Annotated in this window: 32 protein-coding genes; 17 read left to right on the top strand and 15 right to left on the bottom strand. The window is 64.9% G+C overall.

Annotated elements, in window-relative coordinates:
* Positions 1–42: 42 nt before the first annotated feature.
* The gene (locus RMO95_RS05945; RefSeq protein ID WP_310449676.1) at positions 43–618 is read right to left on the bottom strand and encodes an HNH endonuclease; all 576 of its coding nucleotides are present in this window, start codon (positions 616–618) and stop codon (positions 43–45) included.
* A gap of 386 nt (positions 619–1,004) precedes the next feature.
* Here RMO95_RS05945 and RMO95_RS05950 point away from each other — a divergent pair, with 386 nt between their 5' ends.
* Entirely contained in the window at positions 1,005–1,412 is a 408-nt protein-coding gene (locus RMO95_RS05950; RefSeq protein ID WP_310449792.1) for a TonB family protein, read from the top strand.
* A gap of 8 nt (positions 1,413–1,420) precedes the next feature.
* On the opposite strand, the gene RMO95_RS05955 is transcribed toward RMO95_RS05950, so the two are convergent.
* A complete protein-coding gene (locus tag RMO95_RS05955; protein WP_310449677.1) occupies positions 1,421–1,963 on the bottom strand; it encodes an NUDIX hydrolase in 543 nt (180 codons plus the stop codon).
* A gap of 85 nt (positions 1,964–2,048) precedes the next feature.
* On the opposite strand from RMO95_RS05955, the gene RMO95_RS05960 reads away from it, so the two are divergent.
* From RMO95_RS05960 to RMO95_RS05980, 5 genes are all read left to right on the top strand, one after another.
* Complete coding sequence (locus tag RMO95_RS05960; RefSeq protein ID WP_310449678.1) at positions 2,049–4,031, top strand: diguanylate cyclase; 1,983 nt, start codon at positions 2,049–2,051, stop codon at positions 4,029–4,031.
* Positions 4,032–4,305: 274 nt separating this feature from the next.
* Entirely contained in the window at positions 4,306–4,623 is a 318-nt protein-coding gene (gene flhD / locus RMO95_RS05965; RefSeq protein WP_310449793.1) for a flagellar transcriptional regulator FlhD, read from the top strand.
* A 44-nt stretch (positions 4,624–4,667) separates the two neighbouring features.
* Positions 4,668–5,225: a flagellar transcriptional regulator FlhC gene (gene flhC, locus RMO95_RS05970; RefSeq protein WP_310449679.1), complete on the top strand. Its 558-nt coding sequence runs from the start codon at positions 4,668–4,670 to the stop codon at positions 5,223–5,225.
* Between the two features lie 145 nt (positions 5,226–5,370).
* Complete coding sequence (locus RMO95_RS05975; protein WP_310449680.1) at positions 5,371–6,270, top strand: recombination-associated protein RdgC; 900 nt, start codon at positions 5,371–5,373, stop codon at positions 6,268–6,270.
* Positions 6,271–6,274: 4 nt separating this feature from the next.
* Positions 6,275–7,069: a M48 family metallopeptidase gene (locus tag RMO95_RS05980; RefSeq protein WP_310449681.1), complete on the top strand. Its 795-nt coding sequence runs from the start codon at positions 6,275–6,277 to the stop codon at positions 7,067–7,069.
* Positions 7,070–7,087: 18 nt separating this feature from the next.
* Here RMO95_RS05980 and RMO95_RS05985 read toward each other — a convergent pair whose 3' ends face one another.
* Together RMO95_RS05985 and RMO95_RS05990 are read right to left on the bottom strand one after the other, a co-directional pair.
* A complete protein-coding gene (locus tag RMO95_RS05985; protein ID WP_310449682.1) occupies positions 7,088–7,438 on the bottom strand; it encodes a flagellar protein FliT in 351 nt (116 codons plus the stop codon).
* A gap of 184 nt (positions 7,439–7,622) precedes the next feature.
* Positions 7,623–8,846: an MFS transporter gene (locus RMO95_RS05990; RefSeq protein WP_310449683.1), complete on the bottom strand. Its 1,224-nt coding sequence runs from the start codon at positions 8,844–8,846 to the stop codon at positions 7,623–7,625.
* Positions 8,847–8,889: 43 nt separating this feature from the next.
* On the opposite strand from RMO95_RS05990, the gene greB reads away from it, so the two are divergent.
* On the top strand, positions 8,890–9,432 hold the full coding sequence (gene greB / locus RMO95_RS05995; RefSeq protein WP_310449684.1) for a transcription elongation factor GreB: 543 nt from the start codon (positions 8,890–8,892) through the stop codon (positions 9,430–9,432).
* A 226-nt stretch (positions 9,433–9,658) separates the two neighbouring features.
* Positions 9,659–9,847, top strand: a complete 189-nt coding sequence (locus tag RMO95_RS06000; protein WP_310449685.1) for a hypothetical protein — start codon at positions 9,659–9,661, stop codon at positions 9,845–9,847.
* A gap of 196 nt (positions 9,848–10,043) precedes the next feature.
* Here RMO95_RS06000 and RMO95_RS06005 read toward each other — a convergent pair whose 3' ends face one another.
* The 6 genes from RMO95_RS06005 to moaC all read right to left on the bottom strand — a co-directional run bounded on the left by RMO95_RS06005 (position 10,044) and on the right by moaC (position 13,466).
* Positions 10,044–10,454, bottom strand: a complete 411-nt coding sequence (locus tag RMO95_RS06005; RefSeq protein ID WP_310449686.1) for a type II toxin-antitoxin system VapC family toxin — start codon at positions 10,452–10,454, stop codon at positions 10,044–10,046.
* An 8-nt stretch (positions 10,455–10,462) separates the two neighbouring features.
* A complete protein-coding gene (locus RMO95_RS23110; RefSeq protein ID WP_409574929.1) occupies positions 10,463–10,675 on the bottom strand; it encodes a FitA-like ribbon-helix-helix domain-containing protein in 213 nt (70 codons plus the stop codon).
* A gap of 204 nt (positions 10,676–10,879) precedes the next feature.
* Entirely contained in the window at positions 10,880–11,380 is a 501-nt protein-coding gene (locus RMO95_RS06010; protein ID WP_310449687.1) for a GNAT family N-acetyltransferase, read from the bottom strand.
* Positions 11,377–11,664 (bottom strand): DUF1778 domain-containing protein, encoded by a 288-nt coding sequence (locus RMO95_RS06015; RefSeq protein WP_310449688.1) that lies wholly within the window; start codon positions 11,662–11,664, stop codon positions 11,377–11,379. The genes RMO95_RS06010 and RMO95_RS06015 overlap by 4 nt, the downstream gene beginning before the upstream one ends.
* Positions 11,665–11,877: 213 nt before the next feature.
* On the bottom strand, positions 11,878–12,930 hold the full coding sequence (locus RMO95_RS06020; protein ID WP_310449689.1) for a COX15/CtaA family protein: 1,053 nt from the start codon (positions 12,928–12,930) through the stop codon (positions 11,878–11,880).
* The gene (gene moaC / locus RMO95_RS06025; protein ID WP_310449690.1) at positions 12,927–13,466 is read right to left on the bottom strand and encodes a cyclic pyranopterin monophosphate synthase MoaC; all 540 of its coding nucleotides are present in this window, start codon (positions 13,464–13,466) and stop codon (positions 12,927–12,929) included. The genes RMO95_RS06020 and moaC overlap by 4 nt, the downstream gene beginning before the upstream one ends.
* Positions 13,467–13,514: 48 nt before the next feature.
* On the opposite strand from moaC, the gene RMO95_RS06030 reads away from it, so the two are divergent.
* The 7 genes from RMO95_RS06030 (at position 13,515) to RMO95_RS06060 (ending at position 20,418) form a co-directional block, all read left to right on the top strand.
* Positions 13,515–14,975: a M48 family metalloprotease gene (locus RMO95_RS06030; RefSeq protein ID WP_310449691.1), complete on the top strand. Its 1,461-nt coding sequence runs from the start codon at positions 13,515–13,517 to the stop codon at positions 14,973–14,975.
* A gap of 70 nt (positions 14,976–15,045) precedes the next feature.
* A complete protein-coding gene (locus RMO95_RS06035; protein ID WP_310449692.1) occupies positions 15,046–15,876 on the top strand; it encodes a CbbQ/NirQ/NorQ/GpvN family protein in 831 nt (276 codons plus the stop codon).
* A gap of 6 nt (positions 15,877–15,882) precedes the next feature.
* Entirely contained in the window at positions 15,883–17,949 is a 2,067-nt protein-coding gene (locus RMO95_RS06040; protein ID WP_310449693.1) for a nitric oxide reductase activation protein, read from the top strand.
* A 150-nt stretch (positions 17,950–18,099) separates the two neighbouring features.
* Positions 18,100–18,837 carry an SDR family oxidoreductase gene (locus RMO95_RS06045; protein ID WP_310449694.1) on the top strand — a complete coding sequence of 246 codons (738 nt, stop codon included), beginning with the start codon at positions 18,100–18,102 and terminating at the stop codon, positions 18,835–18,837.
* A gap of 24 nt (positions 18,838–18,861) precedes the next feature.
* Complete coding sequence (locus RMO95_RS06050) at positions 18,862–19,578, top strand: protocatechuate 3,4-dioxygenase (RefSeq protein WP_310449695.1); 717 nt, start codon at positions 18,862–18,864, stop codon at positions 19,576–19,578.
* 108 nt (positions 19,579–19,686) lie between these two features.
* A complete protein-coding gene (locus RMO95_RS06055) occupies positions 19,687–19,980 on the top strand; it encodes a type II toxin-antitoxin system Phd/YefM family antitoxin (RefSeq protein WP_310449696.1) in 294 nt (97 codons plus the stop codon).
* Between the two features lie 6 nt (positions 19,981–19,986).
* On the top strand, positions 19,987–20,418 hold the full coding sequence (locus tag RMO95_RS06060) for a putative toxin-antitoxin system toxin component, PIN family (RefSeq protein WP_310449697.1): 432 nt from the start codon (positions 19,987–19,989) through the stop codon (positions 20,416–20,418).
* A 76-nt stretch (positions 20,419–20,494) separates the two neighbouring features.
* On the opposite strand, the gene RMO95_RS06065 is transcribed toward RMO95_RS06060, so the two are convergent.
* Positions 20,495–20,749, bottom strand: coding sequence for a helix-turn-helix transcriptional regulator (locus tag RMO95_RS06065; RefSeq protein WP_310449698.1), 255 nt, complete (start codon positions 20,747–20,749; stop codon positions 20,495–20,497).
* A 108-nt stretch (positions 20,750–20,857) separates the two neighbouring features.
* Here RMO95_RS06065 and RMO95_RS06070 point away from each other — a divergent pair, with 108 nt between their 5' ends.
* A complete protein-coding gene (locus tag RMO95_RS06070; RefSeq protein WP_310449699.1) occupies positions 20,858–21,547 on the top strand; it encodes a hypothetical protein in 690 nt (229 codons plus the stop codon).
* The gene (locus RMO95_RS06075; protein ID WP_310449700.1) at positions 21,544–22,074 is read left to right on the top strand and encodes a FlgO family outer membrane protein; all 531 of its coding nucleotides are present in this window, start codon (positions 21,544–21,546) and stop codon (positions 22,072–22,074) included. The genes RMO95_RS06070 and RMO95_RS06075 overlap by 4 nt, the downstream gene beginning before the upstream one ends.
* Before the next feature lie 285 nt (positions 22,075–22,359).
* On the opposite strand, the gene RMO95_RS06080 is transcribed toward RMO95_RS06075, so the two are convergent.
* The 4 genes from RMO95_RS06080 to RMO95_RS06095 form a co-directional block, all read right to left on the bottom strand.
* Positions 22,360–22,581: a DUF3079 domain-containing protein gene (locus RMO95_RS06080; protein ID WP_310449701.1), complete on the bottom strand. Its 222-nt coding sequence runs from the start codon at positions 22,579–22,581 to the stop codon at positions 22,360–22,362.
* 36 nt (positions 22,582–22,617) lie between these two features.
* Entirely contained in the window at positions 22,618–23,013 is a 396-nt protein-coding gene (locus tag RMO95_RS06085) for a hemerythrin domain-containing protein (RefSeq protein ID WP_310449702.1), read from the bottom strand.
* A gap of 16 nt (positions 23,014–23,029) precedes the next feature.
* Positions 23,030–23,803 (bottom strand): ferredoxin--NADP reductase, encoded by a 774-nt coding sequence (locus RMO95_RS06090; RefSeq protein WP_310449703.1) that lies wholly within the window; start codon positions 23,801–23,803, stop codon positions 23,030–23,032.
* Positions 23,804–23,912: 109 nt separating this feature from the next.
* Positions 23,913–25,013, bottom strand: a complete 1,101-nt coding sequence (locus tag RMO95_RS06095) for a methyl-accepting chemotaxis protein (protein WP_310449704.1) — start codon at positions 25,011–25,013, stop codon at positions 23,913–23,915.
* Positions 25,014–25,034 lie beyond the last annotated feature (21 nt).

The raw sequence follows: 25,034 nt of genomic DNA on the forward strand, positions 1-25,034 counted from the left end.
GCGGATGATACTGCGAGGCGGAAGCTTCGGTCGTGCCCGCTCTTAAGCAGCGCGCACGCGGCTCTGCGACGGCACGTGGCGGGCGAGGAAGTCCATCTGATCGGCGAGGATGTTGCGGTTGCTGAGGATCAGGTATTCGGCCTTGTTCGGCACGTAGGGCGCGTAGACCAGTTCCATGCGCGCCTGTTCGGGAGTGCGTCCGCTCTTGGTCTGGTTGCAGTTGCGGCAGGCGGTGACGACGTTCATCCAGTTGTCGCGGCCGCCTTGAGAAACCGGCAGGATATGGTCGCGGGTCAGCCGCTGCGAGGAGAACTCGCGGGCGCAGTAGGCGCAGATGTGGCGATCGCGGTGGAACAGTTCGCGGTTCGACAGCGGCGGGGTCGGATGCAGGGACTTGCCCGAGAGGGCCTTGCCGCGTATCGCGATGATGCTGCTGGTGGCAAGCTCGGAGCGTTCGCCGGTGACGCGGTTGGTACCGCCGTAGAAAATGAAATGAGTATCGCCCGCATCCCACGCCACCAGGTCGCGCGCGACATAAATGCAGGCATGCTGCCAACTCACCCAACGGTGCGGCACACCGTGTTGGTCGAGGGTAAGGATCAGCGGATGGCTACTCATCTCTATAGAATCCTGTATTGGCAAGAATTTAGCAGAGCGCAATGACTTTTCATAGTCCGGGGTTGAAGGGATCAGCAAGGCGACGGCTGCTCTATTCCATCGCTGCTTCGTTGCTGCTGCACCTGCTGTTACTCTGGCCGGCCAGTCCAAGCCTCCTGACGAAGGATACGCCTTCTCAACTGCAGGCTTCGCTGCGCCAGTTGCCGCACCCGCTGCCCGCGCCGATGTCGCCCGGGTTTTCGCCCAAACCGCCGCAACGCGCCGTGGCGCCAGCGCCTACTCTTGCGCCGCCCGCATACAAACCGGAGCCAGTCCCATTAGAGCGGCCCGAGCCTGCTTCGGTTCCGCGATCACCCGCGCTATCGCCTGTTCCGGATTTGAAGCCGATGTCCGGCCCGGCGCCGTCGTCCGTCCCGGCCATTACAACTGCTGGGCCGGTCGCGGCAGCGGCCGGCGCTTCCCCGCTGACCGAGGCCGGCGCCTCCGCCGAGGTGGTGGACGGTCTGCGCGGCTATCGGCTCGCGGTGGCGACCCAGGCGCGGCGCTACAAGCGCTACCCGACGCAGGCGATGGCTTCCGGGTGGGCGGGGAGCGCCGACATCCGCGTCGAGGTCGGCCGCGACGGTCGGCCGCGCGCCGCCACCGTGGCTCACTCCAGCGGCCATGAGGCGCTGGATCAGGCGGCGCTGGCCATGATCGATGCCGGCGCCTTGCGCGCGCGCGTGCCGGACAGCTTGCGCGGCCAGGCCTTCGCGGTAGTGCTGCCGGTGGTCTTCAACCTCGAGGAGCAGTAGCCGGGTCTTCAGCGCGGCGGCGGTGCGGTCAGGTCTTCGGTATGGAAACCGAACTGTCCGGCGCGGCGATCGGCGAAGTAGTGTCTCAGGGTGATGGCAATGGTGCGAAAGGCGATGTCGTCCCAGGGAATTTCGTCCTCCCGGAACAGGCGCAGTTCGAGGGTTTCCACGCCGGCGGCGAAGTCAAGATCGAGCAACTGCGAACGGTAGATGACATGCACCTGGTGTATGTGCGGCACGCTGATCAGGGTGTACATCTCACCCAGTTCGATGCGCGCGCAGGCTTCTTCGAGGGTCTCACGCATGGCCGCGGCGGCGACGGTCTCGCCGTTTTCCATGAAGCCGGCCGGCAAGGTCCATTTGCCGTGGCGTGGCTCGATGGCGCGGCGGCAGAGCAGGATGCGGTCTTCCCATTCGGGCAGTGCTCCCACCACCAGGCGTGGGTTGCGGTAGTGAATCGCCCCGCAGGCATCGCAGACATGGCGCGGCAGGGAATCGCCGGCGGGTACGCGCAGCGTGACGGGTGCGCCGCAGGCGCTGCAAAAGTTCATGGCCGGGTCCATGAACTTATTCTAGCCTGCGAAACATCCCTTTCGGCGTTGCTCGCGGCGACGAAATGGTGATATAAGCCAGCCAATGACAAGCGAAAAAACCCATTCCGAGTTGGACTTTACCGGACGTACGCGGCTTGAGGAAATCAAGGCCATGGAGGCCTACCCGCTGCCCAAGGGCGCGGCCTTGGCGCTGGTTCGCCTGACCCAAAGGGAAACCACCTCGCTGGCGGTGCTGGCCCATGCCATCAAGGCCGATCCGGCATTCTCGGTGCAGGTGATCAAGGTTGCCAATGGCGTGGGCGGTGCGGACCATGGCCCGGTGATTTCGCTGCGCGATGCGGTGAATGTGCTGGGCGTGCCGGCGGTGCGGGCGCTGGCTACCGGGTTCTCGCTGCTGGCGAACTATCGAAGCGGCCCATGTCGCAACTTCGACTACCCGCGCTACTGGTCGCAGGCACTGGTGCGGGCGCTGACGCTGCAGTTGCTGGCGGCAGCGTGCGACGGCTGCCCGCCGGCGGATGCGTTCAGCGCCGGCTTGCTGGCGCGCTGCGGTGAACTGGTTCTGGCCACCTTGTTTCCGCAGCAGTACTCGGACCTGCTGCAGCGCCGGTGCGCGGCACCCGACGCGCGTCTACCGGATCTCGAACTTGAGGCATTCGCCATCACCCATGCGACGATCGCGGCGTCGGTGATGCAGGATTGCGGCCTGCCCGTGGCATATATCGCGGCAGTCGATGGCTTCGACCTGCCCGAGTCGCAGGCTTATCCGGAAGGCTCCGGATCCTACAATGCCAAGAACATCCTCGCGCTGGCCGATCTCATTGCCGATATCTGCGTTGCGCCGCCGAGCGAGTGGCGTGCGCTGATGCCCAGGCTGTTTCAACTCGGCGCGCGACTTTCGCTCAAGGACGAGACGTTGATCGCGCAGTGTGACCGGATCGCCCACGAATGGCGCGAGTGGGGCGCCCTGCTCGGCGTCAAAACCGGCCCGGCACCGCACTTCGAGGAATCGCCCGGGCTTCAGCAGCCCGCGCCGACGCCGGTTGCGCCGGCCGCCCCTGCCGTCGCCGTCGTCGGGACCACCGCCGATCGCATGTGCATACTGGTGGTGGGCGACCAGGCACGAGTCCGCAATCCGCTCTGCGGCGCCTTGACCACGGCCGGACATCAGGTGTTCGAGGCGGCAGATGGCCGGCAGGGCCTGGCCATGGCCGTCGAATTGCAGCCGCAGATCATGCTGGTCGACGCGCAGGCGGCGGAATTGGACGGCCTCGAACTGACCCGCACGCTGCGCCAGTTCAAGGCCGGACGCAGCATCTACGTCATGGTTCTCGCCGCCCGTGCCGATGACGCGGAACTGGTGCGGGCCTTCGCGGCCGGCGCCGACGATTTCCTCTGCCTGCCCGTGCCGCCAACGGTGCTGGCGGCGCGCCTGCGCGCCGGTCAGCGCGTGGCCCGGCTGCAGGAGGAACTTGCGCGCGAGCAGGAGGAAATCCGGCGTATTTCCGCCGAGCTGTCGGTGAGCAACCAGCAGTTGCAGGACGTGGGCATGACCGACCTGCTGACCGGCTGCCCCAATCGGCGCTGCGCCATGGACCGGATCCAGCAGGAATGGGCGATGGCGACACGCAGCCAGCGTCCGCTGTCATGCATGGTCATCGACATCGACAACCTGAAACAGGTCAATGACAGCCACGGCCATGTCGCCGGCGACATGGTTCTCAAGCTCGTGGCCAGCGCCTTCAAGGACGAGATGCGGGCGCAGGACGTGCTGGCGCGCAGCGGCGGCGACGAATTCCTGGTGATCTGTCCCGATACCACGCTGCAGGCGGCGATGGCTTGCGCCGACCGCATGCGCGCCGCGGTCTCGAGCTTGCCGATAGTCGGCGGTGCTCAGGCGGTGCGCGGCAGTGTCAGCATCGGCGTCTCCGTGCGCGATGCGTCGGTGGCGGACCCGGATGCCCTGATCCGGCTGGCGGACCAGGGCGCCTATCTCGCCAAGCGCAGCCGCAATACCGTGGCGACCGTGCAGTCGAACCCGCCTTTCTCGCTGCGCCCGGTTTAGTCGACGGGGCCGACTCAGGGCCGAGCGCCGTGTTATTGGCGGAGGTCGCAGCCGGGGAAATCCAGTAGCGGCGCGGGAGTGCGCTAAAAATAACTAAATAAACAAACGGATATGGCTATTTTGTAATGTTTTCTCTTACAAAGCTGTTGTATCTAATTCTTACAATAGAATGGTTTTTCCACTGATTTCTTTCTTGTCATGGCCTGTGTGATCATGCATCTGCCGTGATTCGGGCTCCAATTCGGGCCTGGCCGGCGCTCACAAGGAGTGCATGATGAAATCGACCGACACCTACAACGACATAAAGGAAGTCAATCTCTCCTACCTGATGCTGGCGCAGAACATGGTTCGCTCCGATCGCGAGGCGGCCATTTTTCGTCTGGGCATCAGTCAAGAGATTGCCGATGTACTGGGGCGCCTGACGCCGGGCCAGGTTCTGAAAATGGCCAGTTCCGACATGCTGCTGTGCAGCTTCCGCTTCGACGACACCCTGTTGCTCGACCTGCTCGCCAACCACGAGCGCGATCGCGGCGTGGGACACCTGCATGCGGCGATTCTCGCCGCCGGGCGGCCCGTCGCAACCCTTGCCTGACAAGGCCGTCGTCCAAATCAAGCGTCACGCTGCGGAGAATCACCATGCGCAACAAATCGGTCATCATAGAAGCGAAGGATATCGGCCTGGCGATCGAGTTGATCGAACTCGGCGCCCGCCTGCAACTGCTGGAGGCGGAAACCAACCTGTCGCGCGAGCGTCTGCTCAAGCTGTACAAGGAAGTCCGCCACGAGTCGCCGCCCAAGGGCATGCTGCCCTTCTCGACCGACTGGTTCATGACCTGGCAGCCGAATATCCATGCCTCGCTGTTCATGGCCTACTACCGCTTCCTCAAGTCGCATACGCAACTGACCGGGCTGGAGCTGATCATCAAGTCCTACCGGATGTATCTCGACCAGGTCAAGCGCGGCGGCCTGGATACCGTGCTGTCGCTGACCCGGGCCTGGACCATGGTGCGCTTCTTCGATGCCAGCATGCTGCAGATGGCCACTTGTCGCGAGTGCGGCGGCGACTTCGTCGCCCATGCCTATGATCCGACGCGCGGCTATGTCTGCGGCCTTTGCCACATGCCGGCGCGCGCCGGCAAGACCCGGCGTGCCGCCGAAGCCGCGGCCAGCGCCGCGCTCGCCGCCGTTCAATAAACAACCCAATCGCGAGCAAGCTCGCTCCTACCGGGGCGGCGGCTCGGCCTGGACTGGTAGGAGCCCGCTTGCTGGCGATGCGGCGCAACTCAATGGGTGGCACACGCCCTAGAATGGGCGTCCTTTCATTCCTCGCCTTCTCGCCATGTGGTTTCGCAATCTCCAGATTTTCCGCCTCACTCCCGACTGGGCCTATAGCACCGACGCGCTGGCGGAAGCCCTGCGCAAGGGACTCTTCCAGGGCTGCGGCGCCACCGACAGGGTAGCGCGCGGCTGGGTGCCGCCGCGCGGCGAAGAGGGCGCGCTGGTGTTCGCTGTCGCCCGCCAGCAGCTGATCGCCCTCGGCGTCGAACAGAAATTGCTGCCGGCCTCCGTGGTGCGCCAGTATGCCCAGGCCAAGCTGGCCGAAATCGAGGCGGCGCAGGGCTACAAGCCGGGGCGCAAGCAGGCGCGCGAAGTCGTCGAGCAGTTGGAGATCGAATTGCTGCCGCGCGCCTTCGTCAAGCGCGGACTCACCTATGTCTGGATCGATCCGGTCAACCGCTGGTTGCTGGTGGACGCTTCATCCAGCACCCGCGCCGACGAAGTCATGGAGCACCTGAAACTGTCGCTCGGCGAACTGCCGGTGACCCTGGTCAAGACGCAGCTGGCGCCGGCTACCGCGATGACGCAGTGGCTGGCGGCGGGCCACGCCCCGGGCAGCTTCAGCATCGACCGCGATTGCGAACTGTGCGCGGCGGCCGAGGAGCGCGCGGCAGTGCGCTACGTGCGCCACAACCTGGACAGCGAAGAGGTACGCAGCCACATTGCCGGCGGCAAGTCGGCGACGCGCCTGGCACTGACCTGGAACGACCGCGTTTCCTTCGTGCTGACCGAGCAGTTGCAGATCAAGAAGCTGGCCTTCCTCGACATGCTCAAGGAGGATGCCGAGCGTCAGTCGGAGAATGCCGACGACCTGTTCGCCGCCGATTTCGCGTTGATGAGCGGCGAACTGGCGCAACTGCTGGGGCATCTGCTCGAAGTGCTGGGCGGCGAAGGCGAGTAAATCGATGCTGCGCACGCTGATCGCTTTGCTGGCGCTCGCGGCGGGCCTGCCGGTGCTGGCGGACGGCGTCGAGGTCGGCAAGCCCTCGGCGATGGCCAATCTGGTGCCGGCCGCCACGGTGGAAAAGCAGGCGGCGCAGCAATACGGCGAGCTCAAGCGCCAGGCAGCCGCCAAGCGCGCGCTGGGGCTGGACGAGCATCCGCAGGTGATACGGCTGCGGGCGATCGCCGCGCGCATGATTCCCCTGGTCGATCGCTACAACCCGCGGGCGCGGCAGTGGCAATGGGAAATCAACCTGATCGGTTCGAAGCAGATCAATGCTTTCTGCATGCCCGGCGGCAAGATCGCCTTCTACAGCGGGATCCTCGATCAGTTCAAGCTGACCGACGACGAGGTGGCGATGGTCATGGGCCACGAGATCGCCCATGCCCTGCGCGAGCACGCGCGCGAGCGCATCGCTAAAAGCCAGTTGACCCAGCTCGGCGCCAGCCTGCTCGGCGAACTGGTGGGTGGCGGGCGCTATTCCGGCGCCTTCCAGCTCGGCGGCAACCTGCTGTCCTTGAAGTTTTCGCGCGATGACGAATCCGAAGCCGATGTGGTCGGGCTCGACCTGGCCGCACGGGCGGGTTTCGATCCGCGCGCCGCAATCAGCCTGTGGCAGAAGATGGCGGCCGCCAACAGCCGCGCGCCGCTGGAGTTTTTGTCGACCCACCCGGCGGGCGACAGTCGCATCAAGGACATCGAAAAGCATCTGCCGCAGGTGATGCCGCTCTACGAAAAGGCGAAGCGCAGCCGCTGAGCGGAGTTCGCGCCGGACTCAGGCGCCGCAACCGCCGGCGGCGGTCTCGCCGGCTTCGGTGCTGCGGGCCTGCGGGGGATCGTGGCGGCGCTCACCGCCGAGGAATTGGCACACTCTTTCCATCCAGGGTTCGGTATGGCGGCGCACTTCGGCATCGTCGTCGAGGATGCGCTGGATCAGGCTGTGCTTGCGCGCCAGATCGGCGGTTAGCGACTCGCTGCCTTCAGGCGCGGTCGTCAGGGTGTCGCGCAGGCAACTGGCGTCGCGTTCGAGTTCGGTCAGCCTGTCCCAGTCGCGCGCGCGCACCGCGGCGACCATGCCGGACGACAGCAGGCTCATTTGTTCGTAGAGTTCAACTTGGCTAGGCATCCAGCGCATGCTAGCGATCCTGCTGCCGCGGTATTGCGCAAAGCTGCGGCGGGATATTTGCCCTATTCCTTCCGGCCGGGCGGAATTTTCCCGGCGCGGGTGCTTAGCGCCGGAATTGAGGCGAAATAGCCTCTCAAATCGATATCCAGGCGCAGTCACCCGCTGCAGGTGGCTGCAGGTGGCTTCAGGTGGCGGCGGCCAGGCGCCGGGTTTCCAGGCTGCGCTCGTCGATCGGCAGGTGGCAAAGCGCCGCAACTACGCCGAGCAGGATGCAGATGCCCCAGATGGTGTCGTAGGAGCCGGTGGCGTCGAACAACCGGCCGCCGAGCCAGACGCCGAGGAAGCTGCCCACCTGGTGGCTGAAAAACACCAGTCCGGAGAGCATGCCCAGATAGCGCACGCCGAACACCTGGGCCACCAGGGCATTGGTCAGCGGCACGGTGGACAACCACAGCACGCCCATGGTCGCGGCGAACAGGTAGGCGCTGGCCGGCGTCAGCGGCATCCAGAGGAACAGCGCGATGGCGATGCTGCGCGTGCCGTAGATCGCCGACAGCAGCAGGCGCTTCGGAAAACGGTTGCCGAGCTGGCCGGCGCCGTAGCTGCCGAACACGTTGAACAGGCCGATCAGGGCCAGGCAGGTCATGCCGACCTCGGGGCCGAGGCCCTTGTCGAGCAGGTAGGTGGGGAAATGCACGCCGATGAACACCACCTGGAAGCCGCAGACGAAATAGCCCAGGTTGAGCAGCAGGTAGCCTTTTTCGCGGGCGGCTTCGTGCAGCGCTTCGCGCCCGGTCTGACCCTTGCTCGCGGCCGCGGCGACCAGTCCGCGGGTCAGCGCCCCGCCGAGCGGGATGATCAGCAGGGATCCGGCGGCGAACACCAGCAGCGTGCCGAACCAGCCCATGCCGTTGATCAGGCCCGATGCCACCGGAATCATCAGGAACTGGCCGAAGGAGCCGGCCGCCGCGACCACGCCCATCGCCCAGCCGCGCCGCGCTGCCGGCACCAGGGAGCCGAGGGCGGCGAACACCACGCTGTAGGTGCAACCGCTTTGCGCGGCGCCGATCATCAGGCCGGCGCTGGCGGCGAGGCCGCTGCCGGTCGCTGCGTAAGCCATGCCCACCAGCCCGAGCGCATACAGGAGGCTGGCGCCCCACAACACGCGCCGGGCGCCGAAGCGGTCGGCGAGAAAACCGGCAAAGGGCTGCGTCGCGCCCCACATCAGGTTCTGCAGCGCGAGGGCGAAGGAAAAGACTTCGCGGCTCCACTGGTGCTCCATGCTCATCGGCGTCAGGAACAGGCCGAAGGTATGGCGGATGCCCATGGCCACGCAGACGATCAGCGCGGCAAACATTAGCACGGTGGAAAGAGGGCGTTGCGGTGTGGAGGCGGCGGGACTTGTCATGCTTTGGATGTTAACATTTAATTTTGTTGGCGATTTCCATCACGTGAACAAGGCTTTTGTCAAAGAATCGGACGACGACGAGGAAGAAGCGCCCGAGTCGCAGATCCCCGCCGGCACCAAAAACTACATGACGGTGCGCGGCCACGCGCAGATTCGCGCCGAGTTCGAGCACCTGGTCAAGGTCGAACGGCCCGCGATCGTGCAGGTGGTGTCCTGGGCGGCGGGCAACGGCGACCGCTCGGAGAACGGCGACTACATCTACGGCAAGAAGCGCCTGCGCGAAATCGATCGGCGCATCCGTTTTTTGAGCAAGCGTTTGGAGTCGGCGGTGATCGTCGATCCGGCCGATCAGCGCAACTGCGATCAGGTGTTCTTCGCCGCCACGGTCACGGTCTGCGATGCCGACGGCACGGAAGAGACCTACCAGATCGTCGGCATCGACGAAGCCAACGCGCAGGAGGGCCGCATCAGTTGGATCTCGCCCTTGGCGCGCGCACTGCTGAAAGCCCGCGAAGGCGATACGGTGCGCTTCGACAGCCCCGGGGGCTTGCGCGAAATCGACATCATCGAGGTCCGCTACGAGTAAGCGATAAACCTATTGGCCACAGAGAACACAGAGGGCACAGAGGGCACAGAGGGCGCAGAGAAAATCGGGAGCTTGGCGAATAGCTCTCAGTTGCTGTTGCAAAAACCGTTTGACCAGATCCGCGCCTGAATAAAAAATTAGGCGTCGCGGCTCGAATTCAAGATTTTCCGGGATCGGGAAACAAAATCTGCGCCAGGAAACGGGCTTTCTTGCCCGCTTCGATTGGATGCACAAGGCGGTGGATGCGCGCTTCGACGTGCGCGGCAACGACCTCACCACGCTGGCGGTGGCCTGCCTGCAGAACAACGGCGGGCTTTCCCTGCGGCGGCGCAAGCAGTATCAGCCGCGCATACCGCCCGCCGTGTTCGACGCGCTTGAAGAGGAATGCGCGGAAATGCTCGGCTCCCGACCATGAATCGCCGTAGCGCCAGCGCCGACTTTCTGTAAATCATGGGAAATTCCGCGCAGGCCACGATTCCCTGAGGAAACCGTGTCTCCGCCGTCTACGTTGATGACCGCCAGGATTGAATGTCGCAGAAGTGCCCATAAGCGACGCTTGCGCTGCCTCAAAGCAGCCATTCAATTGAGAGGCATAAGAAGATCTGAAGTTGTTAAACGAAGGGATTGCTGGTTTTCGTACCAGTTCCGCGGAAATCATCGACGTTGCGGGTTACTACTGTCAGGTCATGGATCAACGCAATGGCTGCAATCTGTTTGTCTATTGGATGTTCATGACGAGGCGACATCAGGCGGCCCCATACTTGAGCACATTCTTCATCGAAGCTCAATATCCGATCAGCGTAGCTCGTCACGACCAAGTCAAGCCAAACTTCTAGCTTCTTGGCTTGAGGAAGATCGCCACGATGCCGGATATTCTCCAGCCCTCGTCGAATCTCACCGATGGTTTGTACGGACAAATAGAGGTCTTCAGCTTCGATTGCCTGGAAAAACCTTTGAACACCTGGGTTCGCTTTTTCCCCCTTCCGGGCCTCGCTGATGACATTGGTGTCGACCAGGTACATGTCGGCGCCTACCCATTGCGGCAATTGAAGTCGGAGTCTTCACCAACATTTGGCATATTCGAGAGAATCTCGGCAACAGACCGCCGCTTCGGGCGCTGCAAAACTGATCTTAGAATCTCGCGATGCTCGGCTTCCGCACTTCTACCATGAGCTGCTGCCAGCTGTTTCAGTGCCAAGGCAACGTCCTCGTCAACATTCCGAACCACAAGATTGGTAGCCATAATCTTACCTCCCGAGTTGCTATCAATGATAGCAGTTTAGCGGGGAAATGATTGCACCGCAATGGTATTTTGGCCCCAAACGCGACTGGCTGGAAATGGCCGGACTGCGACGATTCGAGGTCCGGCTCAGCTCGCCCCGCCGACTCGCGGTTGTTTCCCGAGGCGGACCGGTGTTCTTCCATCCTCGCCGGCATCAAATACTACCTATAGACGGGCAATCGCTGGTGTGGGTAACCACAATGTCAAGGGCGAATCTGGTAGCCGCTCGAATTCATAGCGTTCATACCAGCCCCGCGCATGGTCATCCTTGGCGTCCACAATGACGCCGATCATTCCAATCTCGACGGAAAGCCGCAGGCAACGCTGTAAGGCATCCGCCAGCAGCAACTCACCTAGTCCTTGCCTCTGATGGCGCATTTCAACAGCCAGGCGAGCAAGGCGTGCAACCGGAAGCGGGAAGTTTGGGAATCGGTTCAGGTGCTTGGCAGGCAGGTTCTCCTTTCGGATAGCCGACATAGCCAAGCTGTAGAAACCGCGAACAGTTGATCCCTCCACGGCAACGTAGGTGCGGCTTACATTGGCATCGGCATGCTGGCGAGCAAACCGCCGAAGATATTCATCCAGTGCGTCAACACCACATGAAAATGTGCGGCGGTCATGAGTCGACGCCAGCGCTTCAATGCTGATCAAGGGAATGGAAGTCAACGCTTGCCTTGCTGCCAATTGCGGTGACGTTTTATTGCAGCGGACAACTTCGGCCTGGGTTTCTCGGCATTGTCCAGCGCTTTCGCAAAGGCGTTCCAGTCACGGGAGGTGAGAGTGATCATCTCTTTCTCCGCTAGGATCTGCTTGGCTCGTTCCTGAGCAGTGCCGAGCAGAAAAGCGCTTACCGACATCCCTGCAGAAGAGGCCGCCCGGACAATCAGTTCCTTGATTTCCGGCGATGTGCGCAAATCAATGCGTTCGTGGGTTTGGGCAACAGTAGACATGATAGGCTCGCCTTCATTACGGAAGAAATACGGCTCATTGTAGTTCAGTGCGAAACGGTACGCAATTCAAACCGTACAATTGACGTATTGGTGGTGCCACTTGGCGGCGTGACGGAACGTCGGGGAATGGCCGATTGTCGCCCGATAGCGCTAGACCGGCATCGACGACAAATATCCGATCAGCGGGTCCAGTACGCTACAGCCAACAGCCCTTTATCGCCGGATCGCGTGATTGGCCCAGATCAGCAGCCCGAACAGCACCATCGCCCCGGCCTGGTGCGCGGCGCCGAGCGCCACCGGCACTTGCAGCAGCAGCGTGGCGATGCCCAGGCTCACCTGCACCGCCAGCCATAGCGTCAACACCACGGCCGGCGTGCGCGCCGCGGGCGTCTCGCGCCATATGTGCCAGGAATACCAGGGGATCAGTCCCATCAGCAGCCAGGCGATCATGCGGTGGTCGAACTGCACCGTGGCCATGTTGGTGAAGAAGTTCAGCCATAGCGGCTCGACCATGAAGATCTCGGGCGGTACGAAATGCCCGTTCATCAGCGGGAAGGTGTTGTAGGCCAGGCCGGCGCGGATGCCGGCGACCAGCGCGCCCGACAGCACCATGATGAAGACCAGCGCCACCAGCCAGTTGCCGAGCCGTCGCGTGAAAGTTATGCGAAGCGGTATCCCCTGGTGGGATGGCGCTGGCGAGACGGCGCTATTGGCATTCCTCGGCTGCAGCATGCCCAGCCCGGTCCAGGCCATCAGGCCGAACAGCACGAAGGCCAGCCCGAGGTGTGCGGCCAGCCGGTACTGCGACACGCGCGGATCGTCGACCAGGCCGCTCTTGACCATGTACCAGCCCATCGCACCCTGCAGGCCGCCGAGGATGAAGAAGCCGAACACCTTGGCCGCCAGCGCGCCGCGCAAGCGGCCGCGCAGCAGGAACCAGGCGTAGGGAACGAAGAACACCAGGCCGATCGAGCGGCCGAGCAGGCGATGCGCCCATTCCCACCAGAAGATGAACTGAAAGCCTTCGAGCGTCATGTCGTGGTTGCGCTGGATGAACTCCGGCGTCTGTTGGTACTTGGCGAAGAGTTCCAGCCAATCGGCATGGGTCAGCGGCGGCAGGGCGCCGATCAGCGGCTTCCATTCGACGATGGACAGGCCCGAGTGGGTCAGGCGCGTCACGCCGCCGACCACCATGGTCAGGAACACCATGGCGCAGCAGGCGAACAGCCACCAGGCCACGGCGCGTTGTTGATTGCTCGAGTTCATTTGTCGTCAGCCAGCCAGTGTCCGGATTTGCCGCCGGCCTTCTCCAGCAGGCGTACGTCTTCGATGACCATGCCGCGGTCGGCGGCCTTGCACATGTCGTAAATGGTCAGCAGGCCGACCGACACCGCGGTCAGGGCCTCCATCTCGACGCCGGTGCGGCCCACGGTTTCCGCCGTCACTTCAAGTGTCACCCGGTGGCGTTCGGCATCGAGCGTGAATTCGGCGGCGACGCGCGTCAGCGCCAGCGGGTGGCACAGCGGAATCAGCTCGGAGGTGCGCTTGGAGCCCTGGATCGCCGCGATGCGCGCAATGCCCAGCACGTCGCCTTTCTTGGCCGAGCCGCTTTCGATCAGGGCGAAGGTGGCCGCTGCCATGCGGATATGGCCCCGGGCGCGCGCCACGCGCGTGGTTTCGCTCTTGGCGCCGACGTCGACCATGTGCGCTTGGCCGGCGGCATCGAAGTGGGTCAGCGGGCTGGCAGAGGCGTTGCGATCGGGCTGTGGGGGCGGTGCGGACGGTATGGGCGATGGCTTCATGAAATACGCTGTCACAACTGGTTTTTGCGGAGCCGCTATCATAGCGGTATGAAATTTTATCCGCTTGCCAGCACCCTGATTCTCGGTTTCGGCATTCTTTCGGCACCGGCCCTGTCGGTGGCCGACGGCCTGCCCGACCTCGGCGAAGCCGCGCAGGCCGAGTTCTCGCCGGCCATGGAACGGCGCATCGGCGAATCGGTGATGCTGGATATCCGGCGCGATCCGGCGTGGCTCGATGACCCCGAGGTCAACAGCTATCTCAACCGGCTGGGCAACCGGCTGGCGGCGCAGAGCGCGGAAGCGCGCCAGGAATTCGAGTTCTTCGCGCTGCGCGACACGACGCTCAATGCCTTCGCCATGCCCGGCGGCTTCATCGGCGTGCATACCGGATTGATCCTCGCGGCGGCTTCCGAATCCGAGCTGGCCTCGGTGCTGGCGCACGAAATTTCCCACGTCACCCAGCGCCACCTGGCGCGCCTGGTCAACAAGTCGGGGCAGGGGCAGGTGACCAGTCTGCTGGCGCTCGCGGTGGCGATCCTCGCGGCGCGCAGCAGCCCGGATCTGGCCATGGGCGCGGCCATGGCCGGGCAGGGCGCGGCGATCCAGAACCAGCTCAACTACTCGCGCGATTTCGAGCGCGAGGCCGACCGTTTCGGCCTCGGCGTGCTGGAGCGTTCCGGCTTCGATATTCGCGGCATGAGCAGTTTTTTCGAGCGGCTGCAAAAGTTCGGGCGCCTGTACGAGAACAATGCGCCGGGCTATCTGCGGACCCACCCGCTGACCACCGAGCGTCTGGCCGACATGGGCAACCGGATCCAGTCGCGGCCCTACCGGCAGGTGGCGGATTCTCTCGAATTCCAACTGGTGCGCGCCAAGCTGCGCGCGCAGGATGGCACGCCGCGCGACGCGGTGACCGAGTTCGAAACCCGGCTCAAGGATCGCAGCTTCGCCGGCAGCGAGGCCGCCGTGCGCTACGGCCTGGCCCAGGCGCAGTTGCGGGATCGCAATCTCGCGGCGGCGGAAAAGCAGATGGGCGAGCTGCGTCGCCTCAAGGCGGTGTCGCCGATGATCGAGACGCTCGCCGCGCAACTGCGCCTGAAGCAGGGCGATGCGGCCGGCGCGGTGAAGATACTGCGCGACGCGCAGCCGCGCTTTCCGCAGGAGCGTGCGATCGCCTACGGCCTGGTCGAATCCCTGCTGGAGGCGCGCCAGCCGCAGCAGGCGATCAAGGTCACCGAAGACGAACTGCTGAACTACCCCTCGGACGCCAAGATGCATGCCCTGCAGGCGCAGACCTGGTCGCTGCTCGACAAGCGCCTGCAGCAGCATCGCGCCCAGGCCGAAAGCTATGTGCTGCTGGGCCAGTTGCCGCAGGCCGTGGAACAACTCGAACTGGCGCAAAAGGCCGGCGACGGCAATTTCTACGAACAGTCGCAAGTGGATTCGCGGCTGCGCGAACTGAAAAAACGCCTGGCCGACGAAGCCAAGCAGCCGAAGTTGCCTAAATAGTTGCCTAAATAGTTGCCGAAGTAGTTGCCCAAATAGTTGCCGACGAAATAGTTGTGAAACAGGTACCGCGATGAACCCTGCCCGAAACTCGGCGCCGCGCGCGCTGGCCACACCGCTGGTGCATCTCGCCAGCGAACCCTACTACCATGCCACCGGCGACGAACTCGAGGTCTTCGCCTCGGCGGCGAAAAGCGGCCTGCCGGTGATGCTGAAGGGCCCCACCGGCTGCGGCAAGACGCGCTTCGTCGAGCACATGGCCTGGCGCCTGCAGCGGCCGCTGGTGACCGTGGCCTGCCACGACGACCTGACCACGGCGGATCTCGTCGGCCGCTACCTGATCGTCGGCGACGAAACCGTCTGGATGGACGGCCCGCTGACGGCCGCGGTGCGCGCCGGCGCCATCTGCTATCTCGACGAGATCGTCGAGGCGCGCAAGGACACCACGGTGGTAATCCATCCGCTGACCGATTCGCGGCGCGCGCTGCCGGTGGAAAAGCGCGGCGAGTACATCGAGGCGCCGCCGGACTTCATGCTGGTGATTTCCTACAACCCCGGCTACCAGAGCGTGCTGAAGGAAATGAAGCCGAGCACACGGCAGCGCTTCGTCGCGCTGGATTTCGACTACCCGGAGGCCGCGATCGAGGCGCGCATCGTGGCCCACGAAGGCGGCGTCGATGACGACACCGCGCGGAAGCTGGTCAAGCTCGGCGGTCTCACGCGCAAGCTGAAAGGCGCCGGGCTCGACGAAGGCGCCGGCACGCGCCTCCTGGTGCATGCCGCGCAGCTGATTGCCAGCGGCATGAGTCCGGCGATCGCTTGCACCGCGGCCATCGCCCGCCCGCTGGCCGACGAAACCGATACGCGCGACGCGCTCGACGACCTGATCCGCGCAGTTTTTTAGACCCTCATGAGCGAACGCAAGCTCTTCGCTCACGAACTCGAAGTGCGGCTCGACGAACTGCTGCTGCTGTCCCTGCGCCAGCGCTCGGCGGCGGAGCCGGCGGCGCTGCTCGAAACCCTGCCGCGCGAACTGCAGGAGCGCGTGCTGCACTGGGCGGGGGTCGCCGCGCAGACCTCGGACGACCTGGGCTGGCTGATCGCCTCGCGCGCCGCGGAGCAGGCCGCCAGCCTCGGCGCGCAACTCGACGACTGGGCGCGCGCCGGGCTCGATGCCTACGATCACAGCGGCCTCGCCGCCACGCGCCGTGCCCTGAACGACTTCGCCGCGGCGCACCGGGCCGGCGCCTTCGAGTCGCAGGAGGGCGTTGCCTTCGGCGCGATCGAGGGCCGCCTGTCGCGCTTCCTGCATGCGCTCGAAGGCCGGCCGCTGAAGCTGGCCAGCGGGGCCCGGGCCTGGACCGACAGCGAAACCCTGTGGCTGCCGGAACGCCTCGACGCGGCGCCGGATGCCGCCGGCAACCGCCGCCTGTACAAGGCCATCGCGGCGCTGCTGTGGGCGCAGACGCGCTTCGGCAGCTTCAACATCGACCCCGAGCCCGAACTGGCGCAGTGGCCCGCGCCCGAGCCCGCGCTGCGCTGGTTCGCGCTGTTCGAGGCGATGCGTCTCGAAGCTTGTATCGCGCGCGAATTGCCCGGCCTTGCCGCCGACATCGCCGGTTTGCGCGGGCCGTGGCCGGCACAGCTTGCGGCCACCGCGGCGGCCCTGGCGCGGCCGCAGGCGAGCGCGGCCGACAGCCTGGCCTGTCTGGCCGAGTTGCGCAGAGTTGGCGCTGGCGAGACGCCGAATTTCCCGCATGTCGGCGCGCTCGATCCGCTCGCCGCGCGCCGCGTGCGCGCTGTCCGCATCGCGCGCGATACGGCGACGCTGCGCCAGGCGCTGAACCTGCTGCGCGCCGTCGATCCGAGCGCGGGTGGACAGGACCATCCGGACTACCCGCCGTTGGCGGCGGAAGGCCAGACCCAGCATGTCGACCCGCAGGCGGAGTTCGTTGCGCTGCCGCCGCCGGCGCGCGCCGCCGCGCGCTCGCTGCAGCAGGATCTCGGCGAGATTCCGCCCGAAGTCCTGCAGGCGGCGGGGCCGGGTGCCTGGGCGCCGGTCGATGGCGTCGACAGTTACGCTGCGGTCACCGTCACCACCCAGCCCGACGCCTTCTATGACGAGTGGGACTACCGGCGCGCGGCCTGGCGCCATGGCTGGTGCCATCTCTATGAAATGAAGGCGCCGGTCGGCGACCACGCGTGGGTCGATGAAGTGCGTACCCGCCATGCCCACCTGATCCGCAGCATCCGCCGCCGCTTCGAGGCCCTGCGCGGCGAGGACAAGCCGCAGCGGCGCCAGTTCGACGGCGAGGAAATCGACCTCGACGCCCAGGTCGAGGCGCGCGCCGACCGCAAGAGCGGCACGGAACCCTCGCCGCGCCTGTTCATCCACCGCCGTCGCATCGAACGCTCGCTGGCCGTGATGTTCATGGTCGACATGAGCGGTTCGACCAAGGGCTGGGTCAATGATGCCGAGCGCGAATCGCTGGTGCTGCTGTGCGAGGCGATCGAGGCGCTGGGCGACAGCTACGCGATCTACGGTTTTTCGGGCTGGACGCGCACGCATTGCGACATCTATCCGGTCAAGCGTTTCAGCGACCGCTACGACGCCGCCACGCGCAGCCGCATCGCCGGCATCGAAGCCAAGGACTACACCCGCATGGGCGTTGCGGTGCGCCACCTGACCGGCCTGCTGGCCCGCCAGAACACCCGCCACAAGCTGCTGGTGACGCTGTCCGACGGCCGCCCCGACGACTACGGCGACGAATACCGCGGCCGCTACGGCATCGAGGACACCCGCCGCGCCTTGCTCGAAGCGCGCGAGAAGGGCATCCGCAGCTACTGCGTCACCATCGACCGCCACGGCGCCGACTACCTGCCGCAGCTCTATGGCCCGGCGCATTATGCGGTGATCGACGACGCCAAAAAGCTGCCGCAGAAAATCGCCGAGATCTACCGCAAGCTGACCGGCTGAGTCTGGGCTATCCTGCCGTCCCATAAGGCCACGCAGGGCGGCTGCAGCCGGCGCTGTAGGGCCGACTTCAGTCGGCCAAGGTGGATGGCGGACTGAAGTCCGCCCTACTTCCGCCCTGCGGTCCGTCCCACAACAAAACAGGAGGATTTGATGAGCGAGTTTTCCAACAGAGTGGCGCTGGTCACGGGGTCCAGCAGCGGCATCGGCGAGGCCATCGCGCGGCGGCTCTCCGCGCTGGGCGCCTCGGTGGTGATCAACTCGGCGCACTCGGTCGAAGCCGGCAGCCGCATCGCCGCCGAACTCGGCAAGGACGCCTGCTACGTGCAGGCCGACATCAGCGACAAGGCCGCCGGCGAACGCCTGCTGGCCGCCACCATCGAACGCTTCGGCAAACTCGACATCCTGGTGAACAACGCCGGCTGGACCACGGCCGTGCCGCATCACGACCTCGCCGCGCTGACCGACGAGATATTCGCCAGAACCTTCGACATCAACGTCACCGGCACCTGGCTGCTGACCAAGGCGGCGATGCCTTACCTCAAGCAAAGCGCCGACGGCAATGTCATCAACATCACCTCGATCGCAGGCGTGCGCCCGGTCGGCAGCTCGATCGCCTATTCGATGGCCAAGGCTGCGCTGAACCAGATGACGCGGTTGCTGGCCAAGTCCTGCGGCCCGGTGCGGGTCAATGCCGTCGCTCCCGGCCTGGTCGAAACGCCGTGGACCAAGGACTGGCAGGCGCAGCACGAGGCGGTCAGGAGCCGCGCGCCGCTGCAGCGCTCCGCCGTTCCGGACGACTGCGTCGAGGCCACGCTGGGGCTGCTGCGCAGCCGCTATGCCACCGGCCACATTTTCGTGGTCGATGGCGGCCTGACTCTGACCATGTGAGCATGTGAGCGGGAGAGTGAAGCCATGACCATCCGCCTCGCCGTAGCGGACTCTGTCTGCCGGGGATTCCGCTTCGCGGGCCGGCAAGCGCCAACTCTTGCGCCATCGGCCGCCGCCACGCGCCGCCGGCGCCGCTTGCTGCTGGCGTCGCCGCTGCTCGTCTTGCTGCCGCACGCCGCCCGTGCCGCGTCCGGCCCGATGGCGACGCCGCGTCAGGCGCTGGGCCCCTTCTATCCGCTGCGCCCCGACACGGGCGCCGGCAACGATCTCGCCACCCAGGACGGCAAGGCCCGCGCCCAGGGCAAGCCGCTGACCATCGTCGGCCGTGTGCTCGATACCTCCGGCCGCCCGCAGCCGGGCGTGCTGCTCGAAATCTGGCAGACCAACGCGCACGGCCGCTACCACCACCCGCACGACAACAGCCCGCAGCCGCTCGATCCGCAGTTCGGCGGCTATGGCCGCGCCACGAGCGGCGCCGACGGCAGCTATCGCTTCCTCACGATCGAACCGGTCGAGTATCCGGGGCGCACGCCGCATGTGCATTTTCGCGCCAGCCGCGGCACGCGCGAACTGCTGGTGACCCAGATGTATCTGCCCGGCGCGGCTGGCGCCGCCAACGAGCGCGACGGCCTGTTCATGGCGATCCGCGACCCCGCCGCGCGCCGGGCGCTGCTCGGGCTGCCCGAGACCGGGGCGCCGAATACCCTGCGCTTCGACATCGTGCTGGAGGCCGCGCGCTGAAATCGCAATCTGGGCAGGCCGGGCATTGCCCGCGGCCACATGGGAAAGCTTTGATCATGACGATCATATGGGTCATAATGGTAAGTATGGTCATATCACGGAGGCGCCATGATTACCGAAACCAGTGCGGTCAACTTTCGGCAGAACCTGGGTGAGATGCTCAACCAGGTGCAGTATCGCCACGACACCGTGGTGATCAACAAGGACGGCAAGCCAGTGGCGGCGCTGGTGGATGCTCGCCTGTTCGAGCGTATCCGACGTATGCAGGTCCGCTTCGATGCGCTATGTCAACGCATCGAGGCTGGCTTTGCCGCGATCCCGGAGGCGGAAGGACTGGCTGAAATCGACGTCGCCATAGCGTTGGAACGAAAGCAGTCGCGTCGCTCGGCCGATAAGCGTTGAGTCGCCATGGCGACTCTGCGGGTGGTGCTCGATACCAATGTCCTGCTCTCGGGCATCGCCTATCCGGCCAGTGTGCCGGGCAGGATATTGGCTGCCTGGCGCCACGGTTCTGTGGAGGTATTGCTTTCCGCATTCATTCTGGACGAATTGCGACGCGTCTTGCCTCGACTGGCACAGCGCCATGGTTTGACGGCGGCTGAAATTGACGATCTGGTCGATGCGCTTTCCATCCAGGCCGAGCTCGTCGAACCGGTGCCCGGCATAGACCCGGAATTGCGCGATGCCGATGATCAACCTGTACTGGCCACGCTGCTGGCGGCGATAGCGACATCCGGCGCGGACTATCTGATCACTGGAGACAAAGACTTGCTGGCTCTGGCATCGCGCTACCCGATCGTCACTCCCGCGAAGTTCTGGGCAACGCATGCGGGTCTTTGAGCCCGCGCCACCAGCGCTGACTCTCGGGTTTGGGGAATGCGTCGAAACCTGAACCGACGCTGACCCGTCAGAACCGTTATCGTTGCTTTTGCGTAGATTTCAGTTTCTGCTCGACGTGTCCGATCAATTCGGCCGCCGAAATGCCGAGAGCGTCGGCGAGACTGAAAATAGTTGCGAGCGCCGGACCTTTCTCGGCCCGCTCAAGGGCGCTGATGTGGCTGCGTTCGGTACCTGCGCGTTCGGCGAGTTGATCTTGCGTGAGAGCCTGTCGCAAGCGCAACTCCTGCAACACCTCGCCAAACATCGCCGTCGGTAATTTCTTGTCCCGCATAAGCGGGCAAGGTTTGCCTATACACCTCGCCTTGTCTGCATACCGTTGTATGCGTTATCCTGTATGGATGCTGAATGCGCGTAAGGCACTCACCCAAGGGGAAAACGTATGACCAGAACCCAATTTGTCGTAGCTCTGCTCGTTGTTCCGCTGTTCGCCGCTTGCGCGACACCCTACAGCGAGGTTCCCCTGGCCACCAACTTCCCGACCAGCAAGCAGCCGAAACTTCAGGCGGCCGCGCATTGGAACGTGATCGCGGGAGACGTTGCAAAACAGATTTCATCGGGCCTCAAGGACAAGCGCCCGCTATACGTGAATCAGTCTTCGGTCAGGACCGCCTTCGACCGGGCCTTCACCAACGACTTGATTTCCGCCTTGGTGGGCAAGGGCTACACAGTGATGAAGAGCCCTGCCGGAGCCCTGAGCGTCGACGTGGATACGCAGGCCGTTCGCTTTGCGCCGAATCGCCCTCAATACAACTACACCGGTCTGGCCACTGCCGTGACGGCCGGCGTATGGGCGTTGCGTAACGTAAATCTCGATACGGCGGGCAAGGTGCTTGGTGCCGGTGTCGCAATTGCCGCAGGTGCCGACGCCTATTCCTGGTTCCGCTCTGAGTTCGCCACGGGCGAAACGCCGCAGACAGAAATCATTGTCACCACCAGCGTAGGCGACGCCAGCCAGTATCTGGCCCGTAGTACGAGCATCTACTACGTCGCGGATGCGGACAGCCGAATGTACGTGTATGAGCCGCCATTCCAGGCACAGACCAAGAATATTGGAGTGACTGGACAATGAAGAAGATCGTCGCCCTGCTTTGCGTCGCTTTCCTGGCCGCTTGCGCCACAGGTCCAACATATCAGGCGGCAGAAACGAGCGAGTTCACCCAGGCAAACTACTCGGCTGTCGATAAGCTGGTAGCCGTAACAGCGGTGCCAATCGACAAGAATCTCCCGGTGCTGATCGCCACGATGGTGAATATCGACTCCCTGAACCAGTCCTCGCGACTGGGGCGCTTGATCTCCGAACAGGTGGCGACGCGGCTTACGCAGCGGGGATACAACATCGTCGAGATGAAGCTTCGCAACAATGTCTATATCCGTGAAGGAACCGGCGAACTGCTGCTTTCCCGCGACGTGCGCGAACTCACGAAGAACTACAACGCGCAGGTGGTCGTCGTGGGAAATTACGCGGTTGCGGCAGGCTACGTGTACTTGACCCTGAAGGCAGTAGCCGCAACGGATAACCGTGTGATCGCGGCCGTCAATTACCTGTTGCCGCTGACGGAAAATAACAAGGCGCTGCTGGAACAGGCCAGTCGATAAGGGCTGCGCCGCTACCGAAGGACTCGGAATTGTTCGAGTAGCACGAGATAGAGTTCTCGTCGGATTTTCGACAAAACTCGCCGCCGTATCGCCAGCACCAACTCTCGCATTTGGGATATGCGTCGAAACTTGAACCGACGCTGGCCCGTTTTTTCCCCATCCTCCTCCCGGCCTCCCCCTTGAAGGGGGAGGAGGTGCCGCTTTCGGCGTTCATGCGATTGCCCTGGGCCGCACGGCCTGCCGTATCGCCAGCGCCAACTCTTGGTGGTGCGCAATCCGCCGAAGCTAATCCGCGGCGCTCCGATCGGCATCGTCGGCGGCTGGGGCCGGTTCGGTTGCTATGCCCCAGTCGCCGTGCTCCAGCCAGTCCTCGCCGAGCAGTTCCACCGGGTGCTGGGTGCGGTCCGATCCGTTGCCGCACTCGAGGGCATCGACCGGGCAGTATTTGTCGCAGCCCCAGCAAATCCGCTCGGGATGCCTGGGATGCAAGGGAAATTTCTTTGTCATGGCCGGACGGGCTGCGTTGGCACGGATCGGCGTCCGTCAGGCCGGGCCGGTCGCGAGGTGGCCTTGGGCCACTTCGAACAGTTCGCGCTCCTCGAAGCGCACGTGCGCGGCGAGCAGGTCGGCGAAGCGCAGGAGCGTGGCGGCATCGGGTGCCGCCAGATCTGCGACGAGGCGGCGCAGTTGCGTGTGCTCGTCCAGGGTGCGCTGCACCAGCGCATGTTCGCCGGCCTGCGCCAGGGTCGCCAGGAGGCCTTGCTCCTCGACGCGGAAATGCGGATCGAGTTCGGCGGCGAACAGGCGCACGACGCGCTCGGCGATCGTCGCGAGCTTGCCCGCCGCGCCTGTCTCGGCGGCCTGGCGCGCGTCGCGCGCGAGCTTCAGCGCGCCGTGATGTTCGCGCGAGAGGTCCTGTAGTTGAGGATGGCGCTTCATCGCGGCGGCATCGCGCTTACCAGTATTTCTCGAAGGCCATCTGTCCCGGTACGCCGCGGCGGTTGGTGGCGTAGCCGCGCGCGCCGAGGAACTCGCGCAGTTCGCGCGCCAGCTCGGGATTGCCGCAGACCATCAGGCGCGAATCGGCGATGCTCAAGGGGCTGCCCGCCGCGGCTTCGAGGCGGCCGTCGGCGAGCAGCAGCGGGATGCGTGCGGCCAGCGCCGTGGCGCCGGGTTCGCGGGTGACGATGGGGATGTAGCTGAGCCGGGCCGGCGCCCCGCCATGCTTTTCGGGCAGCGCGGCGATTTCGTCGCGCCAGGCGAGTTCGGCCGACTGGCGCACGCTGTGCACCAGGATCAGGCGCGCGTAGTCCTGCCACACCGCCGCGTCGCGCAGGATGGAGACGAAGGGACCGAGCCCGGTGCCGCTGGCGAGCAGCCAGAGATCCCTGCCCGGCGCCAGTTGGTTGACGGTGAGGAAGCCGTAGCTGGCCTTGTCCACGCGCAGGCTGTCGCCGACGCGGAGCTTCTTCAACTGCTCCGAGAACGCGCCGCCGGGTACCAGCACGGCGATGAATTCGAGATAGTCGGCCTGCGGCGCCGAGGCCATCGAATAGGGGCGCCACACCACCGCGTCGTCGGCGCCGAGGCCCAGGCGCGTGTAGTGCCCCGCGGTGAAGCGGAAGTCGGCCGGACGTGTGGTGCGGAAGGTCAGCAGGGTGGGGGTCCAGGCATGGATAGAGAGCACCTGCTCGACGGTCCATTTTTCTGCGCCGGGGTTCGCATTCACTGGACGACCCTCCCCCCAGCCCCCTCGCCGAGCGAGGGGGTGACTACGGTGCGCCGCTCTGCGGCTTCGTGGGATGACTGGCGCTCCTTCGGGCGGCCGTGCGGGGCGCTCATGATGCGGCCAATGCGCCAAGCATCCGGTTCATGCCGGACATCACCACCAGGTTGGACTGCTCCATCGCCTTGAGTTCGGCCAGGCCCGCCTCCAGGCCGCTGGCATAGTAGAGCTCCACGGCGCGGCGGGCGTGCTGATGCACGGCGCGGTGCGGGGCTTCCAGGTCGGCATAGCCGCGCAGGCCGGCAAAGCGCTCACGGCCTTCGCCGGCGTAGTACCACTGGCCGAGACGGCATTGCGTCTCGTCCGGCAGATCCTTGGGCTGCAGGCGCGAGATGCCGAGAAACACCTTGTACACCTCCAGCTTCAGCATCAGCTCTTCGAGATTGGCCAGTTCGACGTTCGACAGCAGGGCGGACGAGGCGATGGCGCCTTCCATGTGCCGCGACAATTCATGCAGGCGCTGCATGCTGTGCATCGCCTGCTCGCTTTCGGCCGAATAGCGGCTGGCTTCCCCGGCGCCCACTTCCATCGCCGCTTTGGCGGTGCCGGTCTCCTGCTGGATGGCGCCGACCAGGCCGGAAATCTCGGTGGTGGCCTTGGCCGTGCGCTCCGCCAGCTTGCGCACTTCGTCGGCGACCACGGCGAAGCCGCGTCCGGCCTCGCCGGCCCGTGCTGCCTCGATCGCGGCGTTGAGCGCCAGCAGGTTGGTCTGGTCGGCGATTTCCTTGATCAGGCCGACGATGCCGCCGATCTCGGCGGCGCGCTGATTCAGGCTGTCGACGTTGCGCGAGGCGTCGGTCATTTTCCTGAACATCGCATTCAGGTTGTCGGCGGTCTTTTCGAAGCTCAGGCGGTTGGTGTCGGACTGGGTCGCGGCTTCCAGGGCCGAAGCTTTTTCGCGGTTCAGCGTGGTGGCCAGGCCGAGGAAGGACTGGCTGACGCCGCTGAGGGATTCACCGAAACTGCCGAGGCTGGAGAAGACGCCATCGAGATGGGCGCGGTCGCGGCGCAGGCCGCCGGTTTCGCCGCTCAGCGCCGCGTGGGCGGACTCGATCTGGCCGATGCGCTGCAGTAGCGCGGCGTTCTCGGCCTGCAGCCGGGCCTGGTCGGCTTCTGCTGCGGCGAGGCGGGTTTTGAGTTTGCTGAAGAACATGGCAGCTCCGGGTTGAGGTGG

The sequence above is a fragment of the Sulfuritalea sp. genome (assembly GCF_031426875.1).
GTDB lineage: Bacteria > Pseudomonadota > Gammaproteobacteria > Burkholderiales > Rhodocyclaceae > Sulfuritalea.

Bases quoted from the DNA above. Each gene is read 5' to 3' on its own strand.
- RMO95_RS05980 (WP_310449681.1), top strand. From the start codon at position 6,275: ATGCTGCGCACGCTGATCGCTTTGCTGGCGCTCGCGGCGGGCCTGCCG.
- RMO95_RS06095 (WP_310449704.1), bottom strand. From the start codon at position 25,013: ATGTTCTTCAGCAAACTCAAAACCCGCCTCGCCGCAGCAGAAGCCGAC.
- RMO95_RS06070 (WP_310449699.1), top strand. From the start codon at position 20,858: ATGACCAGAACCCAATTTGTCGTAGCTCTGCTCGTTGTTCCGCTGTTC.
- RMO95_RS05960 (WP_310449678.1), top strand. From the start codon at position 2,049: ATGACAAGCGAAAAAACCCATTCCGAGTTGGACTTTACCGGACGTACG.
- RMO95_RS05945 (WP_310449676.1), bottom strand. From the start codon at position 618: ATGAGTAGCCATCCGCTGATCCTTACCCTCGACCAACACGGTGTGCCG.
- RMO95_RS06045 (WP_310449694.1), top strand. From the start codon at position 18,100: ATGAGCGAGTTTTCCAACAGAGTGGCGCTGGTCACGGGGTCCAGCAGC.
- RMO95_RS06000 (WP_310449685.1), top strand. From the start codon at position 9,659: ATGCACAAGGCGGTGGATGCGCGCTTCGACGTGCGCGGCAACGACCTC.
- RMO95_RS05955 (WP_310449677.1), bottom strand. From the start codon at position 1,963: ATGAACTTTTGCAGCGCCTGCGGCGCACCCGTCACGCTGCGCGTACCC.
- RMO95_RS05975 (WP_310449680.1), top strand. From the start codon at position 5,371: ATGTGGTTTCGCAATCTCCAGATTTTCCGCCTCACTCCCGACTGGGCC.
- RMO95_RS06030 (WP_310449691.1), top strand. From the start codon at position 13,515: ATGAAATTTTATCCGCTTGCCAGCACCCTGATTCTCGGTTTCGGCATT.
- RMO95_RS06065 (WP_310449698.1), bottom strand. From the start codon at position 20,749: ATGCGGGACAAGAAATTACCGACGGCGATGTTTGGCGAGGTGTTGCAG.
- RMO95_RS06005 (WP_310449686.1), bottom strand. From the start codon at position 10,454: ATGTACCTGGTCGACACCAATGTCATCAGCGAGGCCCGGAAGGGGGAA.
- RMO95_RS23110 (WP_409574929.1), bottom strand. From the start codon at position 10,675: ATGGCTACCAATCTTGTGGTTCGGAATGTTGACGAGGACGTTGCCTTG.
- RMO95_RS06050 (WP_310449695.1), top strand. From the start codon at position 18,862: ATGACCATCCGCCTCGCCGTAGCGGACTCTGTCTGCCGGGGATTCCGC.
- RMO95_RS06015 (WP_310449688.1), bottom strand. From the start codon at position 11,664: ATGTCTACTGTTGCCCAAACCCACGAACGCATTGATTTGCGCACATCG.
- RMO95_RS06085 (WP_310449702.1), bottom strand. From the start codon at position 23,013: ATGAAGCGCCATCCTCAACTACAGGACCTCTCGCGCGAACATCACGGC.
- RMO95_RS06020 (WP_310449689.1), bottom strand. From the start codon at position 12,930: ATGAACTCGAGCAATCAACAACGCGCCGTGGCCTGGTGGCTGTTCGCC.
- flhD (WP_310449793.1), top strand. From the start codon at position 4,306: ATGAAATCGACCGACACCTACAACGACATAAAGGAAGTCAATCTCTCC.
- RMO95_RS05990 (WP_310449683.1), bottom strand. From the start codon at position 8,846: ATGACAAGTCCCGCCGCCTCCACACCGCAACGCCCTCTTTCCACCGTG.
- flhC (WP_310449679.1), top strand. From the start codon at position 4,668: ATGCGCAACAAATCGGTCATCATAGAAGCGAAGGATATCGGCCTGGCG.
- RMO95_RS05950 (WP_310449792.1), top strand. From the start codon at position 1,005: ATGTCCGGCCCGGCGCCGTCGTCCGTCCCGGCCATTACAACTGCTGGG.
- RMO95_RS06035 (WP_310449692.1), top strand. From the start codon at position 15,046: ATGAACCCTGCCCGAAACTCGGCGCCGCGCGCGCTGGCCACACCGCTG.
- RMO95_RS05985 (WP_310449682.1), bottom strand. From the start codon at position 7,438: ATGCCTAGCCAAGTTGAACTCTACGAACAAATGAGCCTGCTGTCGTCC.
- RMO95_RS06040 (WP_310449693.1), top strand. From the start codon at position 15,883: ATGAGCGAACGCAAGCTCTTCGCTCACGAACTCGAAGTGCGGCTCGAC.
- RMO95_RS06060 (WP_310449697.1), top strand. From the start codon at position 19,987: ATGGCGACTCTGCGGGTGGTGCTCGATACCAATGTCCTGCTCTCGGGC.
- moaC (WP_310449690.1), bottom strand. From the start codon at position 13,466: ATGAAGCCATCGCCCATACCGTCCGCACCGCCCCCACAGCCCGATCGC.
- RMO95_RS06080 (WP_310449701.1), bottom strand. From the start codon at position 22,581: ATGACAAAGAAATTTCCCTTGCATCCCAGGCATCCCGAGCGGATTTGC.
- RMO95_RS06075 (WP_310449700.1), top strand. From the start codon at position 21,544: ATGAAGAAGATCGTCGCCCTGCTTTGCGTCGCTTTCCTGGCCGCTTGC.
- RMO95_RS06055 (WP_310449696.1), top strand. From the start codon at position 19,687: ATGATTACCGAAACCAGTGCGGTCAACTTTCGGCAGAACCTGGGTGAG.